Source organism: Pseudomonas sp. AMR01 (assembly GCF_041946035.1).
Lineage (GTDB): Bacteria > Pseudomonadota > Gammaproteobacteria > Pseudomonadales > Pseudomonadaceae > Aquipseudomonas > Aquipseudomonas antarctica_B.
Genome location: NZ_JAUTYR010000001.1, coordinates 207,007 through 223,999 on the forward strand (window position 1 = coordinate 207,007; position 16,993 = coordinate 223,999).

17 protein-coding genes are annotated in these 16,993 nt (G+C 58.5%); 9 read left to right on the forward strand and 8 right to left on the reverse strand.

The window, feature by feature from the left end:
* The first annotated feature begins 73 nt into the window (after positions 1-73).
* Positions 74-955, forward strand: coding sequence for an EamA family transporter RarD (gene rarD / locus Q7C20_RS00880; protein WP_375064512.1), 882 nt, complete (start codon positions 74-76; stop codon positions 953-955).
* Between the two features lie 56 nt (positions 956-1,011).
* Here the strand turns inward: rarD and hppD are convergent, their stop codons facing one another.
* Positions 1,012-2,088 carry a 4-hydroxyphenylpyruvate dioxygenase gene (gene hppD / locus Q7C20_RS00885; RefSeq protein ID WP_375064514.1) on the reverse strand — a complete coding sequence of 359 codons (1,077 nt, stop codon included), beginning with the start codon at positions 2,086-2,088 and terminating at the stop codon, positions 1,012-1,014.
* Positions 2,089-2,333: 245 nt separating this feature from the next.
* Positions 2,334-3,257, reverse strand: a complete 924-nt coding sequence (locus Q7C20_RS00890; protein ID WP_375064516.1) for a DMT family transporter — start codon at positions 3,255-3,257, stop codon at positions 2,334-2,336.
* Between the two features lie 77 nt (positions 3,258-3,334).
* Between Q7C20_RS00890 and Q7C20_RS00895 the strand changes: the two genes are divergently transcribed.
* The 3 genes from Q7C20_RS00895 to Q7C20_RS00905 all read left to right on the forward strand — a co-directional run bounded on the left by Q7C20_RS00895 (position 3,335) and on the right by Q7C20_RS00905 (position 6,431).
* Positions 3,335-4,204 carry a LysR family transcriptional regulator gene (locus tag Q7C20_RS00895; RefSeq protein WP_375064519.1) on the forward strand — a complete coding sequence of 290 codons (870 nt, stop codon included), beginning with the start codon at positions 3,335-3,337 and terminating at the stop codon, positions 4,202-4,204.
* A gap of 120 nt (positions 4,205-4,324) precedes the next feature.
* Positions 4,325-5,866, forward strand: a complete 1,542-nt coding sequence (locus Q7C20_RS00900; RefSeq protein WP_375064521.1) for an EAL domain-containing protein — start codon at positions 4,325-4,327, stop codon at positions 5,864-5,866.
* A 199-nt stretch (positions 5,867-6,065) separates the two neighbouring features.
* Complete coding sequence (locus Q7C20_RS00905; protein ID WP_348061177.1) at positions 6,066-6,431, forward strand: histone-like nucleoid-structuring protein, MvaT/MvaU family; 366 nt, start codon at positions 6,066-6,068, stop codon at positions 6,429-6,431.
* Positions 6,432-6,539: 108 nt separating this feature from the next.
* Here Q7C20_RS00905 and Q7C20_RS00910 read toward each other — a convergent pair whose 3' ends face one another.
* Positions 6,540-7,076, reverse strand: coding sequence for a DUF4946 domain-containing protein (locus tag Q7C20_RS00910; RefSeq protein ID WP_375064845.1), 537 nt, complete (start codon positions 7,074-7,076; stop codon positions 6,540-6,542).
* A gap of 198 nt (positions 7,077-7,274) precedes the next feature.
* Between Q7C20_RS00910 and gloA the strand changes: the two genes are divergently transcribed.
* On the forward strand, positions 7,275-7,796 hold the full coding sequence (gene gloA / locus Q7C20_RS00915) for a lactoylglutathione lyase (protein WP_348061173.1): 522 nt from the start codon (positions 7,275-7,277) through the stop codon (positions 7,794-7,796).
* A 52-nt stretch (positions 7,797-7,848) separates the two neighbouring features.
* On the opposite strand, the gene ahpF is transcribed toward gloA, so the two are convergent.
* From ahpF to Q7C20_RS00930, 3 genes are all read right to left on the reverse strand, one after another.
* On the reverse strand, positions 7,849-9,405 hold the full coding sequence (ahpF, locus tag Q7C20_RS00920) for an alkyl hydroperoxide reductase subunit F (RefSeq protein ID WP_375064524.1): 1,557 nt from the start codon (positions 9,403-9,405) through the stop codon (positions 7,849-7,851).
* A 127-nt stretch (positions 9,406-9,532) separates the two neighbouring features.
* The gene (gene ahpC / locus Q7C20_RS00925) at positions 9,533-10,096 is read right to left on the reverse strand and encodes an alkyl hydroperoxide reductase subunit C (RefSeq protein ID WP_375064526.1); all 564 of its coding nucleotides are present in this window, start codon (positions 10,094-10,096) and stop codon (positions 9,533-9,535) included.
* A 132-nt stretch (positions 10,097-10,228) separates the two neighbouring features.
* Positions 10,229-11,161, reverse strand: a complete 933-nt coding sequence (locus Q7C20_RS00930) for a site-specific integrase (RefSeq protein WP_375064528.1) — start codon at positions 11,159-11,161, stop codon at positions 10,229-10,231.
* Positions 11,162-11,331: 170 nt separating this feature from the next.
* Between Q7C20_RS00930 and Q7C20_RS00935 the strand changes: the two genes are divergently transcribed.
* On the forward strand, positions 11,332-12,339 hold the full coding sequence (locus tag Q7C20_RS00935; protein ID WP_375064530.1) for a DNA-binding protein: 1,008 nt from the start codon (positions 11,332-11,334) through the stop codon (positions 12,337-12,339).
* On the opposite strand, the gene gorA is transcribed toward Q7C20_RS00935, so the two are convergent.
* Positions 12,340-13,698 carry a glutathione-disulfide reductase gene (gorA, locus tag Q7C20_RS00940; RefSeq protein WP_375064532.1) on the reverse strand — a complete coding sequence of 453 codons (1,359 nt, stop codon included), beginning with the start codon at positions 13,696-13,698 and terminating at the stop codon, positions 12,340-12,342.
* A 327-nt stretch (positions 13,699-14,025) separates the two neighbouring features.
* The gene (galU, locus tag Q7C20_RS00945; RefSeq protein WP_020293893.1) at positions 14,026-14,859 is read right to left on the reverse strand and encodes a UTP--glucose-1-phosphate uridylyltransferase GalU; all 834 of its coding nucleotides are present in this window, start codon (positions 14,857-14,859) and stop codon (positions 14,026-14,028) included.
* A 306-nt stretch (positions 14,860-15,165) separates the two neighbouring features.
* Here galU and Q7C20_RS00950 point away from each other — a divergent pair, with 306 nt between their 5' ends.
* The 3 genes from Q7C20_RS00950 (at position 15,166) to Q7C20_RS00960 (ending at position 16,979) form a co-directional block, all read left to right on the forward strand.
* Positions 15,166-15,351: a hypothetical protein gene (locus tag Q7C20_RS00950; RefSeq protein ID WP_375064535.1), complete on the forward strand. Its 186-nt coding sequence runs from the start codon at positions 15,166-15,168 to the stop codon at positions 15,349-15,351.
* Positions 15,352-15,855: 504 nt separating this feature from the next.
* Positions 15,856-16,365 (forward strand): fimbrial protein, encoded by a 510-nt coding sequence (locus tag Q7C20_RS00955; RefSeq protein ID WP_348058223.1) that lies wholly within the window; start codon positions 15,856-15,858, stop codon positions 16,363-16,365.
* 53 nt (positions 16,366-16,418) lie between these two features.
* Entirely contained in the window at positions 16,419-16,979 is a 561-nt protein-coding gene (locus tag Q7C20_RS00960) for a fimbrial protein (RefSeq protein WP_375064538.1), read from the forward strand.
* Positions 16,980-16,993 lie beyond the last annotated feature (14 nt).

Below are 16,993 nucleotides of genomic sequence, written 5' to 3' on the forward strand. Positions count from 1 at the left end.
CAGCCCACCTCTCCCCGGCCAAAAGCACCATAATCCACACCCTTCTGAATCAATCGTTTTTCGCGAGGACAGTGTGTCTAAAGGTGCTGTTTTATCGGTCTCGGCCTCTGTGCTGTTTGCCGTTATGTATTACTTCACATCGCTGCTGACGCCATTGAGTGGCCTGGAGATTTTCGGCTGGCGCATGCTGCTGACCGTGCCGTGCATGACGCTGTTCATGATCGTCAGCGGTGAGTGGCGACGGGTGTGGGAGTTGGTGCGGATGCTGGCCGCCAAGCCACGTCTGTTGGGCGGCGTGGTGTTGTCTTCCGCGTTGCTGGGCGTGCAATTGTGGCTGTTTATGTGGGCGCCGCTGAACGGGCGCAGCCTGGATGTGTCGGTGGGGTATTTCCTGTTGCCGCTGACCATGGTGCTGACCGGGCGCCTGGTGTACGGCGAGCGCTTGTCGCGTCTGCAACAAATTGCGGTGTTTTTTGCCGCGCTTGGCGTGCTGAATGAGCTGTATCAGGCCGGCGGTTTTTCCTGGGCGACCCTGGTGGTCATCATTGGTTACCCGATCTATTTCGTGGTGCGCAAATACCTGGCCACCGATAACCTGGGCGGCCTGTGGCTCGACATGGCACTGATGCTGCCGGTGGCCTGGTGGTTCGTGCAGCATGGCGAACAAGGCTTTGCGGTGATGGATAGTCACCCAAAGCTGTACGCGTTGATTCCGATGCTGGGGGTGATCAGCGCGTCGGCTCTGGTGAGCTATATCGTTGCCAGCCGTTTGCTGCCCTTCAGCCTGTTCGGGCTGCTCAGCTACGTTGAACCTGTGTTGTTGCTGGGCGTAGCGTTGATACTGGGAGACGGCATCAAGGGCAGCCAATGGCTGACCTATATCCCGATCTGGATGGCGGTGATGGTGCTGGTGTACGAAGGTTTCAAGCACTTGGTGCGTCAGCGCAAAGCTTGAAAGGCAGGCGATAAAAAGCCCGGCCGGGGTAATCCTCGGCCGGGCTTTTTTATGGTTTAGTCGGCGGTCAGTACACCACGACGCACCTGGTCGCGTTCGATCGACTCGAACAGCGCCTTGAAGTTGCCCTCGCCAAACCCGTCATCGCCTTTGCGCTGGATGAATTCGAAGAACACCGGGCCCATCAGGGTTTCCGAGAAGATCTGCAGCAGCAGGCGCTTGTCGCCTTCAATCGACGAACCGTCGAGCAGAATGCCCCGCGACTGCAGTTGATCCACCGGCTCGCCGTGGTCGGGCAGGCGGCCTTCGAGCATTTCATAGTAGGTGTCGGGTGGCGCGGTCATGAAGCGCATGCCGATGCCTTTCAGCGCGTCCCAGGTCTTGACCAGGTCGTCGGTGAGGAACGCCACGTGCTGGATGCCCTCGCCGTTGAACTGCATCAGGAACTCTTCGATTTGCCCTGCACCCTTGGACGATTCTTCGTTCAGCGGGATGCGGATCATGCCGTCCGGTGCGCTCATGGCCTTGGAGGTCAGGCCGGTGTATTCGCCCTTGATGTCGAAGTAGCGCGCTTCACGGAAGTTGAACAGTTTTTCGTAGAAGTTGGCCCAGTAGGCCATGCGCCCGCGATACACGTTGTGGGTCAAGTGGTCGATGACCTTGAGGCCCGCGCCCACCGGGTTGCGCTCTACGCCTTCCAGGTACACAAAGTCGATGTCATAGATCGAGCTGCCTTCGCCGAAACGATCGATCAGGTACAACGGTGCGCCGCCAATGCCCTTGATGGCCGGCAGGTTCAGCTCCATCGGGCCGGTCTGGATGTGGATCGGCTGGGCGCCCAGTTCCAGTGCGCGGTTGTAGGCCTGTTGCGAGTCTTTGACGCGAAACGCCATGCCGCACACCGACGGGCCGTGCTCGGCCGCGAAGTACGAGGCGAGGCTGTCAGGCTCGTTGTTGAGGATCAGGTTGATTTCGCCCTGGCGGAACAGGTCGACGTTTTTGGAGCGGTGGGTGGCTACTTTGGTGAAGCCCATGATCTTGAAGATCGGCTCCAGTGCGCCCGGGGTTGGCGATGCGAATTCGATAAATTCAAAGCCCATCAGGCCCATTGGGTTTTCGTATTGGTCGGCCATGTCGGCACCTCATCATGCGTGTGGGTAGCAATTGTTCAGTTGCGTGCAAGGATGAGGTTGCGCGGTGGCGCACAGGACAGGCCTCGCACGCTGCGGGCGAGGAAGTCACCAAAGATGAGGGGGGAGCCGAGTAGCTTCATGGTGTCATCAGTCTCTGACGGCCGAGGCTTGCGTGAGCGCAAGTCCATATTCTTGTATGCGTAAATCGATTCTACACAGCGTAACAACGTTTGTCCGTAGTCTTATCAAATCCCCAATGCCTTGGCCGGTGCAAGGGGTTTGTTGCACAGGAAGATGCCGAGCAGGATCACTGCGCCGCCCAGCAGCATCGGCAACGTCAGTTGCTCGCCCAGCAGCATCGCCCCACAGATCACCGCCGTCAGCGGGTTCAGCGCGATAAACACCCCGGCGCGGGTTGCGCCGATGTGGCGGATACCGTCGTACCAAAGGATATAGGCGAGTGCCGAACCCAATACGCCCAGGTAGAGCAGGCTCAGCCACTGCGGCAGTTGAATGGCTTGCACGGCGGCGACTGTCAGTTTGCCGCTGAACGCAGTGGTGGCCGCGAGCATCAAGGTGCCGAGTAAAATCGACCAGGTCACCGTCTGCAAGGCACCCAGCTCCCGGTTGAGGCCACGGGAAAACAGCGAATACGCGCCCCACCCCACCACGCAGCCGAAAATCAGCAGGTCGCCGATCCAGGCGTTCGCCGCGCCGTCCAGAAGCGCCGGGTTACGGCTGACGATAACGGCGCCTGCGCCGCCCAGGCACAGCGCGATGCCCAGTAATTTGGTCGGCCCCAGGCGTTCCTTGAACAACACCCGTGACGCCAGACCGATCACCGCCGGGTTCAACGCCACGATCAGCGAGGCTCGCGAGGCGTTGATGTAATGCAGCCCATAGAAAAAGCACAAGTTGTAGAAATAGATGCCGAAAAAACCCAGCATCGCCAACTGCACAAGCTGCCCAACGCTGGGCCGAACCAGACGAATGCGTGCAACTGCCATAAACACCAGCAATGCCACACTGGCCAGCACAAAGCGCAAAGTCGCGGCCAGCAACGGCTCGACATCGGCCGCCAGGTAGCGGCCGGCGACGAAGGTGGCGCCCCAGATCATGGTGACCGAGGCCAGCTTTACGTAGGTCAGGCGGTCGGAAGAATAAGGCATCAGCGCGTGCTCTATGGCGGTCAGGATTGGCGTATGCTCGCGCTAATGACAAGTCATCGTAAAATGAGTAAATGCTCATGACACTCACGCAACTTGAAATCTTTTCGCGGGTCGCCGAGCTGCAAGGCTTCACCAGCGCTGCCCTGCGCCTGGGGATCAGCCAGTCGGCGGTGTCCCATGCGATCAAGGCCCTCGAGCAGGAACTGGGCGTGGAGTTGTTTCGCCGGCACCAGTCCCAAGTGCAACTGACCGACATCGGCCTGCAACTGTTGATGCGCGCACGCACCTTGCTCGGCGTGGCCAGCACTCTGCAGCAGGAAGCTTCCGATGCCCGAGGCATGAAGCGCGGCACGCTACGCATCGGGTCTTTTGGCCCTACATCGTCCAACCGGCTGCTGCCGCGCATTCTCAAGCAGTTTCGCGAGGCGCATCCGGGTATCGAAGTGCATGTGGACGAAGGCCCGGACCGTCAGGTGATCCAGTGGCTGGATGAGCGCCGCATCGACGTGGGGTTCGTGGTGCTGGAACAGGAACGTTTCGATACGTTTGCGCTGTTCGAGGACCAGATGGTCGCTCTGCTGCCGGCCGCGCACCCGTTGGCCGCACACGCCAGCGTGGCGTTGAAGGCGCTGTGTGACGACCCTTTTATCCTCACCGAAGCCGGTTCGCTGGAGCTGGTCTCGCGGCTGTTCAGTTCGGCGCGGCTGACACCGAATGTGCGCTACCGATACTCGCAACTGCTCAGCTCCCTGGAGGCGGTGAGCCGGGGCGACGGTGTGAGCGTGGTAGCGCAGGCGTCGTTGCCTGAGGCGCCGGACCCGCGTTATCAGGTACGACCGCTGTCGCCGCCGGTCAGCCGTGAAATTGGCCTGGCCGTGTTGGACCAGCGTGAGTCAACGCCGGCAACCCTGGCGTTTATCCGGTTGGCGCAACGCAGTGCTTTTTAGTCGCTGCACCTGGCCGAACGGTCAGGTGCGGCAAGCTTATTTCCAAAGAGCCATCTATCATCGATTGATTCTGATCCGCCCTTGGGGCGAACTCCCACCTTGCAACAGGTCGTTATACCCATGCCCTTGACCGTCAACGGCCCGCGAAAACGCGCCACCCGCTGCTTCATCACCGCACTCAGCGGCCTGCTGCCGATTGCGCTGGGCGTGGTCATCCTGCACTGGCAAGCCGAACGCACCTTGCAATACAGCACCGCGCAGACCGCCCAGGAAGCGGTGCGCCAGTTTGACCTGATGCTCGACAACACTGCCCTCGCCGCCCAGGCCTTGCTGCCGCTGGCGGGTTCGCCGTGCGACAGCGGTGCGCAACTGGCGCTGCGTGAGCAGGTCACGCGTCGCCCGTTTGTGCGCGCCACCACCTTGTCCTGGCAGAAGAACATCTATTGCAGCTCGCTGTTCGGTGACAATTATCAGTCGCCGGTCAACCCGGATGACTACGTCGACGGCAGGCTGTGGTTGATGAACGGCAACCCGGTGACACCCGACACGGCCCTGTTGGTGTATCGACTGGTCGACGGTGACAAGGCCGCATTCGCCTCGGTCGACGGCTACCACCTGACCAACGCGTTGCGCCTGATCAGCCGGTACGCGCACCTGGTTTTGCAGGTCGGGCCCAACTGGCTGGATGCCGATGGCAAGGTGCACAACAGCGCTGCTCCGGTGTTCCCAGTGGCTCATCATCACCGGGTGTCCGAGCGCTATCACTACAGCGTCGACGCCGGCATGCCCGCCGGTGAAGTGTGGCGCTACATGGAGGCGCGCTACCCCGCCTTGTTCAGCTTGCTGGTGTTCTTTGGCGTGCTGGCAGGCGCGCTCGCCCATTGGCTGCAAAAGCGCTCATCCGCGCCGACCCAGGAGTTACAGCGTGCATTGGGCGCCAACGAATTTATCCCGTACTTCCAGCCAGTCGTGCGCGGCGACACCCAGGAATGGGCCGGCTGTGAAGTATTAATGCGCTGGCAACACCCCAAGGAAGGCCTGGTGCGCCCTGACCTGTTCATACCGCTGGCCGAGCATTCCGGGCTGATCGTGCCCATGACCCGTGCCCTGCTGCGCCAGACCGCTGCGCAACTCGCGCCGCATGCCGCGCGATTCGCGCCAGGCTTTCATATCGGCGTGAATATCACCGCCCGACATTGCCTGGATCTGGCGCTGGTGGATGACTGCCGGGAATTTCTGGCCGCCTTCCCTCCCGGCCAGATCACGCTGGTGCTGGAGTTGACGGAACGGGAGCTGATTGAGCCGACCGACATCACTCGACGCCTGTTCGACGCCCTGCATCAACTCGGCGTCATGATCGCCATTGATGACTTTGGTACAGGCCACTCAAGCTTGGGTTACTTGCGCAACTTCAATGTGGACTACTTGAAGATCGATCAAAGCTTTGTCGCGATGATTGGGGCCGACGCACTCTCGCGGCATATTCTGGACAGCATCATTGAGCTTTGCGCCAAGCTGGACCTGGGCATTGTCGCCGAAGGCGTAGAAACACCCGAGCAGTGCGACTATCTGGCAGCACACGGGGTGGATTTCCTGCAAGGCTACCTGTTTGGCCGACCCTTGCCTTGCGCCGAATTCATTAAGTCTTTGACCAGCCATTGAATAGCCATTCGATGGCCAGGATGAAATATTTTATTCAGACAAAAGACGTGATTTACTCTTAACGCATTAACTACTACAATTTTTCCTGCCTGTGCAGCACTCTCGGAAAGACTATTTTCTTTGAGTTATTTTTATAAGCGCCTGGCTTATAGCTTTGTCTGCAGTTGAATCAGCAAACTACACTATTGGAGTACAGATTTTGTCCAGACTCGCCGAATTTCGCGCAGCAGAAAAAGCCCTTCAAGAGCAGCTCGCCCAGCTGGAATCCCTGAAGAACGACGCCGGCCTGAAGAAAGAAATCGAATTCGAAGAAAAGCTCCAGGCGCTGATGAAGCACTACGGCAAAGGCCTGCGTGACATCATCTCGATCCTTGATCCTAACCCTGGCAAGGCCGGTGCTGCGACCGCTGCCGCCCCAAAACAGCGTCGCGCGCGCGTGGTCAAGGTTTACCACAACCCGCACACCGGCGAGCTGATCGAGACCAAAGGCGGCAACCACCGCGGCCTCAAAGCCTGGAAAGAAGAGCACGGTTCCGACACCGTAGAGTCCTGGTTGCGCAAGTGATCAGGCTGCACTAACAAAAAACCCGCCGAGGCGGGTTTTTTTGTTCAGGGTTCGAAATCGAACTTAACTAACCTTTCATTTTGTTCAACATCGACCCGCGCGCACCATTCAAAGTTTCAGGCTGTCACGCACTGAACTGACTTCGCCCTTGCTGGCTTCGTATGCATCCGTTTGGCCGGCGTACGAAAAAACATAAGCCTTATCGGCGTCCACCGCCCCTACCAATGTTTGTGACAATACGTGGCGTCCATTCTCGGTAATCACGCAAGTAGTTTCCAGCGCGTCAAGGTTACTTAACGTCGTCTGGTGCATCTTGCTGCACACGCTTTGATAACCGCCACCAGCAAAATCTTTCTGGATGGATTTACGCATTTCCAGCAATACACCTTGAAGATTAACTTTGTGCCCGGCTTCAATCGGTGTACCGGTCAACTCCATGACCATCAAGGTGTTGCCATTTTCATCATTTTTGATCGCGCGCTGGCGTGACACAGCCTGGGGCTTTGCCGGGGCCTCGCCGTCAGGTACCACTTCCTCGACCTGCCAACCGCTGGGCCAGTGAATTTCCGGGTCGGCCGCCCACACGTACGAGCTGCCCAACAGCACACACACAGCGCTCAACAACGGTTTACGAAATTCAATCATTGCGAAAATACCCAAGATTCCAGCGCCAAAGTTTGAGCCTGCGCACCCGCCCGTCGCAAGGCCTGCGTGACCTTTTTCATTTGGCGCAGCGCGCGGGCCTTGCGTATCATGGTTTGGCTGCACGGATGCCGGCCGCACGCCAAGGGACCGCTCTTTTCACTTGGAGCTGCGTTTGCCCCATTTTTTTCTGGAGGGCCCATGAGCCTGCACGATCTGAACACTTTCCCGGGCGTCACTGCCCAGCCTGACACCGCCACCGCGAACTTCGTGTTCAACCACACCATGCTGCGGGTCAAGGACATCACCAAATCGCTGGATTTCTATACCCGCGTGCTGGGTTTTTCCCTGGTTGAAAAACGCGACTTCCCTGAAGCCGAATTCAGCCTGTACTTCCTTGCCCTGGTGGACAAGGCCGACATTCCGGCCGACGCCGCCGAGCGCACCCAATGGATGAAGTCGATTCCGGGCATCCTTGAACTGACCCACAACCACGGCACCGAAAACGATGCCGATTTTGCCTACCACAACGGCAATACCGACCCACGTGGCTTTGGCCACATCTGCATTTCAGTGCCGGATATCGTGGCCGCCTGCGAGCGCTTCGAAGCGCTGGGCTGCGACTTCCAGAAGCGCCTGAGCGATGGCCGCATGAAAAGCCTGGCCTTCATCAAAGACCCGGATGCGTACTGGGTTGAGATCATTCAGCCAGCGCCGATGTAAACGAAAAAAACCCATGATCGCTCATGGGTTTTTTTATGGCTGACGCTAAAGGTTACGACGTGCGAATCAGGTGATCAAAAGCACTGAGGGAAGCCTTGGCGCCCTCGCCTACCGCGATCACGATCTGTTTGTACGGCACGGTTGTCACGTCACCGGCGGCAAACACGCCTGGCAGAGAAGTCTCGCCACGTGCATCGACGATGATCTCGCCGCGCGGTGTCAGCTCTACAGTGCCTTTGAGCCAATCGGTGTTAGGCAACAAGCCGATCTGCACAAAGATACCTTCCAGGTCGATGGTCTTGAACTCGCCGCTGTCGCGATCCTTGTACGCCAGGCCGGTGACTTTCTGGCCATCGCCTTTCACTTCACTGGTCAGGGCACTGGTGATCACGTCCACGTTCGGCAGGCTGTGAAGCTTGCGCTGCAATACTGCGTCGGCGCGCAACTTGCTGTCGAACTCAAGCAAGGTGACGTGGCTGACAATACCGGCCAGGTCGATGGCGGCTTCAACGCCGGAGTTACCGCCGCCGATCACTGCCACGCGCTTGCCCTTGAACAACGGACCATCGCAGTGCGGGCAAAAGCACACGCCCTTGGCTTTGTATTCCTGCTCGCCCGGCACACCCATCTCACGCCAGCGAGCGCCGGTAGCCAGAATCACGGTCTTGGACTTGAGCGTCGCGCCGCTTTCAAAGCGAATCTCGTGCAAGTCACCGGCGTTTTTGGCCGGGATCAGGCTAATGGCGCGCTGCAGGTTCATGATGTCCACGTCGTACTGACGCACGTGGGCCTCAAGGGCGCTGGCCAGTTTCGGCCCTTCGGTTTCCTGTACCGAGATAAAGTTCTCGATGGACATGGTGTCCAGCACTTGCCCGCCAAAACGCTCAGCGGCCACACCGGTGCGGATGCCTTTACGTGCGGCGTAGATCGCAGCGGAGGAACCGGCAGGGCCACCACCGACCACCAGCACGTCAAAGGCGTCTTTGGCACTGATTTTTTCGGCGGCTTTTTCGATGCCGCTGGTGTCGAGTTTGGCGAGGATTTCTTCCAGGCCCATGCGGCCCTGGCCGAAGTTCACGCCGTTCAGGTAAACGCTCGGTACCGCCATGATCTGGCGCTCATCGACTTCAGCCTGGAACAGCGCGCCGTCGATGGCGACGTGGCGGATGTTCGGGTTCAACACAGCCATCAGGTTCAGCGCCTGGACCACGTCCGGGCAGTTCTGGCAAGACAGCGAGAAGTACGTCTCAAAGCTGAACTCGCCTTTCAGGGCGCGAATCTGTTCAAGCACTTCGACACTGGCTTTCGACGGGTGGCCACCGACTTGCAGCAAGGCCAACACCAGCGAAGTAAATTCATGGCCCATTGGGATGCCGGCAAAACGCAGGCTGATATCGGCACCCGGGCGGTTGATGGAGAACGACGGCTTGCGCGCATCATCGCCATCGGTGTGCAGGGTGATCAGCGTGGTGAGGCTGACAACATCCTGCAAAAGAGCGAGCATTTCCTGGGATTTCGCGCCGTCGTCGAGGGAGGCGACGATCTCGATCGGCTGGGTGACCCGTTCCAGGTATGACTTCAACTGAGCTTTAAGATTGGCGTCCAACATACGGGCGATTTCCTGTTAATTCGGTTTATTGCAGACAAAAAAACGCCCGAGCGAATCTCGCCCGGGCGTTTCGAGGGCGGTTGCAGCTTACTTAAGTGCGGATACCCGCCCTTGAGGCTTCACAGACTTAGATCTTGCCGACCAGGTCCAGGGACGGAGCCAGAGTGGCCTCGCCTTCTTTCCACTTGGCTGGGCACACTTCGCCTGGGTGAGCAGCGACGTACTGAGCAGCCTTGATTTTGCGCAGCAGCTCGGAAGCGTCACGGCCAACACCGCCGTCGTTCAGCTCAACGATTTTGATCTGGCCTTCCGGGTTGATCACGAAGGTGCCGCGGTCTGCCAGGCCAGCTTCTTCGATCAGTACGTCGAAGTTGCGGGAGATGGTCAGGGTTGGGTCGCCGATCATGGTGTACTGGATTTTGCCGATGGCTGGCGAAGTGTTGTGCCAGGCAGCGTGAGCAAAGTGGGTGTCAGTGGAAACGCTGTAGATTTCGACGCCCAGCTTTTTGAATTCTTCGTAGTTGTCGGCCAGGTCTTCCAGCTCGGTTGGGCAAACGAAGGTGAAGTCGGCTGGGTAGAAGAACACAACGGACCATTTGCCTTTCAGGTCAGCGTCCGACACGTCTACGAAGTTGCCGTTTTTGTACGCGGTAGCTTTGAACGGTTTTACTTGGCTGTTGATGATAGGCATCGTTGACTCTCCGTCAGGGTTAAGAAGTTGATGAGATGAATCCTACCGACTCTTTCCGTCGATGGCTCATTGGCAAACCTGATGCTGACGATTGGTTTTCCCTATCAGGTAGCTGTATTAATAGAAGAAACTTCACATGAGCGGCTGGGTGGCCAAGGTCATGCCGAGAAAGGGCGTCGCTTCAACATAGCGCATGGCGGATTTCATGTCGCTCCAGCCGACGTAACTCATCAGCGACTTCAAATCCCAGCCGCTGCGGTGTGCCCATGTCGCGAAGCCACGGCGCAGGGAGTGGCTGGTGTAAAGGTCGGCCGGAATGCCCGCGCGCTCAAGGGCCTGGCGCAGTAACGGGATCACACTGTTGGCGTGCAACCCCTCCTCGCTCAGGTTGCCCCAGCGGTCAATGCCCCTGAACACCGGGCCGCGCACCAGCGCCGAAGCACTGAGCCATTCACTGTAGGCCTGCACCGGGCAAAGGCGCAGCAGCGCCGGGGTTTGGTAGGTTTTACCGAGGTTGTCGCGGTCGCTTTTACTGCGCGGCAGGTACAGGCTGATGCCAGCGCCCGGCACGGCTTGCACGTGTTGAATCTCCAGGCGGCACAATTCATCGCTGCGAAAACCCCGCCAGAAGCCGAGCAGGATCAGCGCCGTGTCGCGCCGGGCGCGCAGCAAGCGCGGCTGATCCTGTGCAGCAGTCGCCGCCTGGGCTTCACTTTGCAGAGACGCCACCACCTGTTCCAGATGCTGGAGCTGCAAGGGCTCGGCTTGTTTCTCCCGCGCCGGGTGCACGGCACGAATGCCCTTGAGCACTTTGCGCACCACGGGGGCTTTCGTCGGGTCCGGAAAGCCTTGGCTGGTGTGCCACTGCGCTAACGCCGAGAGCCGCAGTTTCAAGGTGTTCACTGCCAACACGCCGGCGTGCGCCACCAAGTAGCGCGCCACGCTGTCGCTGGTCGCTGGCAGGAACCCGCCCCAGCTCACTTCGAAATGCTCGATGGCCGCGCGGTAGCTGCGCCGCGTGTTATCGCGGGTGGCGGCGTTTAGATAACGGTCCAGGTCGCTCATGAAAGCCCCATTCGTACTGCTACGGCGTGTTTGCGAGCGTAAAAAGCTCCTGATGCGGGATAATACGCCAATATCCCATCTGTTAAATCATGAATTTAAACGGATTTTTATTCGTGTTACAGTATGTATCTACATACTACGTACCACAGTACAAAATCGACGGAGACCTCATGGCGCGCGGCGGCATAAACAAAGCAGTGGTTCAAACGGCACGCCTGGCGATCCTGGCCCGTGGCGAAAACCCGAGCATCGATGCAGTACGCATCGAGATGGGCAATACCGGCTCGAAAACCACGATTCATCGTTATTTGAAGGAGCTGGAAGAAAGCGAAACCCGCGTCACCATCACCGAAGCGCCCATCGACGACGAGCTCGGCGAGCTGGTGGCACGGCTGGCTCAGCGTTTGAAAGAGAAAGCCCAAGAGCCCATCGACCTGGCGCTGGCGCAGTTTGAGAAACACAAAGCCACCCTGCTCGCCCAGATAGAGACGCTGGAAGCCGCGCACGCTCAACTCAAGCAGCAGTTTGATATTCAAGCGGCGGCACTGGCGGAAGAAAGCGCCGCCTTGCAGACCGCCAGCACCAGCCTGCAGACCGAGCAAACCCGTAACGCCGGGCTGAGCCAGGCATGCAGTGATTACGAATTAAGAATCAACGATAAGGACGAGCAGATTCGCTCGCTCGAAGACAAGCACCTGCACGCTCGGGATGCGCTTGAGCATTACCGCAATGCGGTCAAGGAGCAGCGCGAGCAAGAACAACGGCGCCACGAAGGTCAGTTGCAGCAGGTTCAGGCGGAATTGCGCCAGGCCCAGCAAAGCGCGATGGTGCGCCAGGATGAAATCACTCAGTTGCACCGCGACAATGAAAGACTGCTGATTGAACACCGCGTGACGGCGAAAGAATTGCAGGCGGCACAGGAACAGACCCGCAAGGACCAGGCACAACAGCTCAAATTGAGCGAGCAGGTCAGTCAGGTCGACAGCGAACGCGCCCTGCTCCAGGAGCGCTTGCGCGTTGCCGTGCAGGAAAACCAGGCGCGGCAGGACGCGCTCACCGCCCAGCAACAGGACAACAAGGCGCTGGAGCTGGACCTGATCAAAGCCCAGGCGAGTATCGAGGCATTGCGCCTCGCCGCCGTCGTTGCAACGGCGCCAGACGCAAAACCTGCCACCTGATCAGTCGGCCTTAGGCGTGCGCATGGTGACGAACTCTTCCGCCGCCGTAGGGTGCACGCCGATGGTTTCGTCGAAATGCTGCTTGGTCGCGCCCGCCTTGAGCGCGATCGCCAGGCCTTGCACGATCTCGCCGGCGTCCGGGCCGACCATGTGGCAACCCAAGACTTTGTCGGTGTCGGCGTCGACCACCAGTTTCATCAGGGTTTTTTCCTGGCAGTCGGTCAGGGTCAGCTTCATCGGGCGGAAGCGGCTTTCGAAGACCTGAACCTTGTGGCCGTTCTTCTTCGCCTCTTCCTCCGTAAGGCCAACCGTGCCGATGTTCGGCAAGCTGAACACCGCCGTCGGGATCATCGCGTAATCCACCGGACGATACTGTTCCGGCTTGAACAGACGACGTGCCACGGACATGCCTTCAGCCAGGGCGACCGGCGTCAACTGCACGCGGCCGATCACATCACCAATAGCCAGGATCGACGCCTCGGCGGTCTGGTACAGGTCATCCACTTCAACGAAGCCACGCTCATCGAGCTTGACGCCGGTGTTTTCCAGCCCGAGGTTGTCCAGCATCGGGCGGCGGCCCGTAGCGTAGAACACGCAATCGGCTTCGAGCACGCGGCCATCCTTCAGCGTGGCCTTGAGGCTGCCGTCGGCTTGTTTGTCGATGCGTTCGATATCGGCATTAAATTGCAGGTCGAGGCCACGCTTGGTCAGCTCTTCCTTCAAATGAGTGCGCACCGAACCATCAAAACCGCGCAGGAACAGGTCGCCGCGATACAGCAGCGAGGTGTGCGCGCCCAAGCCATGGAAGATGCCCGCAAATTCAACCGCAATGTAACCACCGCCCACCACCAGCACGCGTTTGGGCAGCTCTTTGAGGAAGAAGGCCTCGTTGGAGCCTATCGCGTGCTCGCGGCCCGGGATGTCGGGAATCTGTGGCCAGCCACCGGTAGCGATCAGGATGTGCTTGGCGGTAAAACGCTCGCCATTGATTTCTACCTGATGCGGGTCCACCAAGCGCGCATGCCCTTCGTGCAGGGTCACGCCGCTGTTGACCAGCAGGTTGCGGTAGATGCCATTGAGGCGGTTGATTTCGCGGTCCTTGTTGGCGATCAGCGTCGCCCAATCAAAGTTCACCTCGCCCAGTGACCAGCCAAAACCGCTGGCTTGCTCGAAGTCTTCGGCGAAATGCGCGCCGTAGACCAACAGTTTTTTCGGCACGCATCCAACGTTTACGCAGGTGCCGCCCAGGTAGCGGCTTTCTGCAACCGCAACTTTGGCGCCAAAGCCTGCGGCAAAGCGCGCCGCGCGAACACCGCCGGAACCGGCGCCAATTACATACAGGTCAAAATCGTAGGCCATTTCACTCTCCTCGGCAGAACATCAGCATACCGACTTACATGGGGCTGAAAAACGAAAAAGCCACACAGACTGACTAATGCAGGTCAGTTAAAGGCAGGCACCGCACCTGTGGCGAGGGAGCTTGCTCCCGCTGGACTGCGCAGCAGTCCCATCTTTGGGGCCGCTGCGCGGCCCAGCGGGAGCAAGCTCCCTCGCCACAACTAGCCCATTTCCAGAACACCTATAACGAAAAATGCTCCGTACCTTTCGATACGGAGCATTTTTTGCTGGTCAGGTCCCACACTGGCAACAGTGCGCTACCCGACAGGCTGAAAACAACTCAGCGCTTTAGCTGCCTTTCTTGTAGAAGTGCTCGAAGCAGAAGTTGGTGGCTTCGATATAGCCTTCAGCGCCGCCGCAGTCGAAGCGAGTGCCTTTGAACTTGTACGCCAGCACGTTGCCTTCGGCAGCCTGCTTCATCAGCGCGTCGGTGATCTGGATTTCACCGCCTTTGCCCGGCTCTGTCGCTTCGATTTTTTCGAAGATGTCCGGCGTCAGGATGTAACGGCCAATGATTGCCAGGTTCGACGGTGCATCTTCCGGCTTCGGCTTTTCAACCATGTCAGTGACACGGAACAGGCCTGGCTTGATTTCTTCACCGGCAATAACGCCGTATTTCTGGGTTTCGCTTGGATCAACTTCCTGGATGGCAACGATCGAGCAGCCATAGTGCTTGTGCAGCTTGACCATCTGGGCCAATACGCCCTCGCCATCGAGGTTAACGCACAAGTCATCGGCCAGGACGACGGCGAACGCCTCGTTACCGATCAGAGGGCGGCCGCTGAGGATCGCGTGACCCAGGCCTTTCATTTCAGTTTGGCGCGTGTACGAAAAGCTGCACTCGTCGATCAGGCGACGGATGCCCACAAGGTACTTTTCCTTGTCGGTGCCCTTGATCTGGTTTTCCAGCTCGTAGCTGATGTCGAAGTGGTCTTCCAGTGCGCGTTTGCCACGGCCAGTGACGATGGAGATTTCATTCAAGCCGGCATCCAGTGCCTCTTCGACGCCGTACTGAATCAGTGGCTTGTTCACCACCGGCAGCATCTCTTTGGGCATGGCTTTGGTCGCTGGCAGGAAGCGAGTGCCGTAACCGGCTGCTGGGAACAAGCATTTCTTGATCATATGAGTCCTTACAAAGGGCTGTGCGTACGGAATTCGGCGCAGTCTAATGAGGCCGCAGTCACCTTACAATGGGTCCTGCTGGCGTTGCGATGTCAACATAGAGAAAAAATCCCGGCGTAAGTTCCGAAGGTTTTGCGAACAGCCTCACCAACGGTGCCAGTCAATTGCCCTCGCCTGTCTGTTTAAAAGGGCTGCGACCGTTTTAGCACGCTTTTCAGTGCAGGGCACTGACCTGCAACAACTTGCGCCTCAAGGCGGCGTTTGGCGTTATCATGGCCCGCTTGAACCAGACCACGAGATTGATAGATGTCAGAACCAAAAGGCGTAAACGGCTACCTGATCACCCAGCGAGCGGACGGCTGGCACTTGATCAACTTCCACGGAGACAGCGTCGCCGGGGCATTCGCGACCGAACGTGAAGCGTGTGCGGTGGCCGAAGTATTTGTGGATGAAGCAGGCCACGCCTCAAGCAAACGCCCAAAGGGCAAATAAGCCTCAAGGCCGCCGCGCAAAGAGCCCCGTTAATCGGGGCTTTTTTGTGCGCGTCGTTTAAACACAAACTTCATTGTTTTCAGGCGACTGTCATCTTATTCTGACAGACATTACAACAACTAAGCCCCTCCCATAAAACCCCGTGTAGTTCATTTCTTACAGCCACTTTTCAAGTTTTGGCAAATTGCCATAATCTTCTTATATCAATCAGCAACCCCAGGCTACGCACCTGTGCGAATCCGGCGACTTACTTTTTCATGTTTAGACCGGACAATTGCCTGGCTTCGAACTTATGCCGAATAGCAATGCAACTAATTGGAAAAGCACATGTTTTTTCAGGCTGCATTGCCGTTCACCAAAAGGCTGAGTTCGCGGCATCGACTGACCACTCATAAATGCTGAATGGCGCTGGCCGTGAATGCGTGCCTGATGCGCCCTGCGCCGAAATGCGCCGGGTATTTATAACTTTTACTCCTAGATGGGTTCTTGCAAATGAAAACTGAAATGAAAACTGTGCTGTTGTCTCTCGGGCTGTTAGCAGGTTCGATGTCCGTTGCTCAAGCGGCGGATGGAACGGTTACGTTTCTGGGGTCGGTTCACTCAGGTGCCTGCTCTATCAAACCCGACTCGGTGGATCAAACGGTTAACCTGGGGGCGATTGCCAAGCATCAACTGCAAACCGGCGGCAAATCAGAAGCGCGCCGCGTGCTGATTGAACTGGAAGGCTGCGACCTGACAGGCCTTACCGACAACACAGTCACCACCACTTTCACCGCGGCGCCATCGTCGGTTGTTCCCGGTGCAATCGGCACCATCGGCGGTGCCGGCGGTATCGGGATCATGATGACCCATGGCAGCAAAGCCATTGAGCTGGGTGTCCCTACCACCCCGCAGGCCATCGTCGCCGGTGACAACACCCTGGAATTCGGCGCCTACGTACAAGGCGCAGCCACCGACCCGATCATCCCGGGCGATTTCAGCGCGGTCACCAACTTCACCCTGGCTTATCAGTAAGTGTTTCCCCCGCCGCTCTTTGGGTGGCGGGGGAAAGCTGACGGGAGATAAAGGTGAACACATTCCTGCGTATCGCTATCACCTCTGCATTCACGATAGGTCTCAGCCCCTGCGCCCTTGCGCAAACGCCCTCCCAGGGCGATGGGCTGGTGACGCTGGGTGGAGAGATCGTTGACTCAGCGTGTGGCCTGGAACTGGGCAGCGTTGACCAGTCCATCGAGATGAATCCCGAACCCATTGGCCGGCTGTTGCGCAACACGATGGGCGAGCCACACCCCTTCCAGCTGCGCCTGGTCAATTGCTCGTTGAGCCGCCCCGACCCGTTGCGCCCGGGTGCAAGCCTGCCGGATTGGCAACACCTGCGAGTCACGTTTGACGGTTCCAGCGACCGGGAAGGCCGCTCCTTTGCCGCCTTTGGCGACTCACAGGGTGCCGCGTTTCATATCTGGGATTCGGCCGGTGAAGAGAGTGTTCCGGGTGAGCCGATGGCTTTACGCCCCTTGGCCGAAGGCGACATGACACTGCACTACACGCTTCGCCTGATCGGCAACGGTCTGCCGCTGCTACCTGGCGCCCACCGCGCCGCAGTGCGGTTCAAGTTGGAATACTTTTGAACAGTAATGGGTTG

Coding starts and splice junctions, on each gene's coding strand:
- hppD (WP_375064514.1), bottom strand. CDS start 2,088: ATGGCCGACCAATACGAAAACCCAATGGGCCTGATGGGCTTTGAATTT.
- Q7C20_RS00890 (WP_375064516.1), bottom strand. CDS start 3,257: ATGCCTTATTCTTCCGACCGCCTGACCTACGTAAAGCTGGCCTCGGTC.
- Q7C20_RS00895 (WP_375064519.1), top strand. CDS start 3,335: ATGACACTCACGCAACTTGAAATCTTTTCGCGGGTCGCCGAGCTGCAA.
- Q7C20_RS00900 (WP_375064521.1), top strand. CDS start 4,325: ATGCCCTTGACCGTCAACGGCCCGCGAAAACGCGCCACCCGCTGCTTC.
- Q7C20_RS00910 (WP_375064845.1), bottom strand. CDS start 7,076: ATGATTGAATTTCGTAAACCGTTGTTGAGCGCTGTGTGTGTGCTGTTG.
- gloA (WP_348061173.1), top strand. CDS start 7,275: ATGAGCCTGCACGATCTGAACACTTTCCCGGGCGTCACTGCCCAGCCT.
- ahpF (WP_375064524.1), bottom strand. CDS start 9,405: ATGTTGGACGCCAATCTTAAAGCTCAGTTGAAGTCATACCTGGAACGG.
- ahpC (WP_375064526.1), bottom strand. CDS start 10,096: ATGCCTATCATCAACAGCCAAGTAAAACCGTTCAAAGCTACCGCGTAC.
- Q7C20_RS00930 (WP_375064528.1), bottom strand. CDS start 11,161: ATGAGCGACCTGGACCGTTATCTAAACGCCGCCACCCGCGATAACACG.
- Q7C20_RS00935 (WP_375064530.1), top strand. CDS start 11,332: ATGGCGCGCGGCGGCATAAACAAAGCAGTGGTTCAAACGGCACGCCTG.
- gorA (WP_375064532.1), bottom strand. CDS start 13,698: ATGGCCTACGATTTTGACCTGTATGTAATTGGCGCCGGTTCCGGCGGT.
- galU (WP_020293893.1), bottom strand. CDS start 14,859: ATGATCAAGAAATGCTTGTTCCCAGCAGCCGGTTACGGCACTCGCTTC.
- Q7C20_RS00950 (WP_375064535.1), top strand. CDS start 15,166: ATGTCAGAACCAAAAGGCGTAAACGGCTACCTGATCACCCAGCGAGCG.
- Q7C20_RS00955 (WP_348058223.1), top strand. CDS start 15,856: ATGAAAACTGTGCTGTTGTCTCTCGGGCTGTTAGCAGGTTCGATGTCC.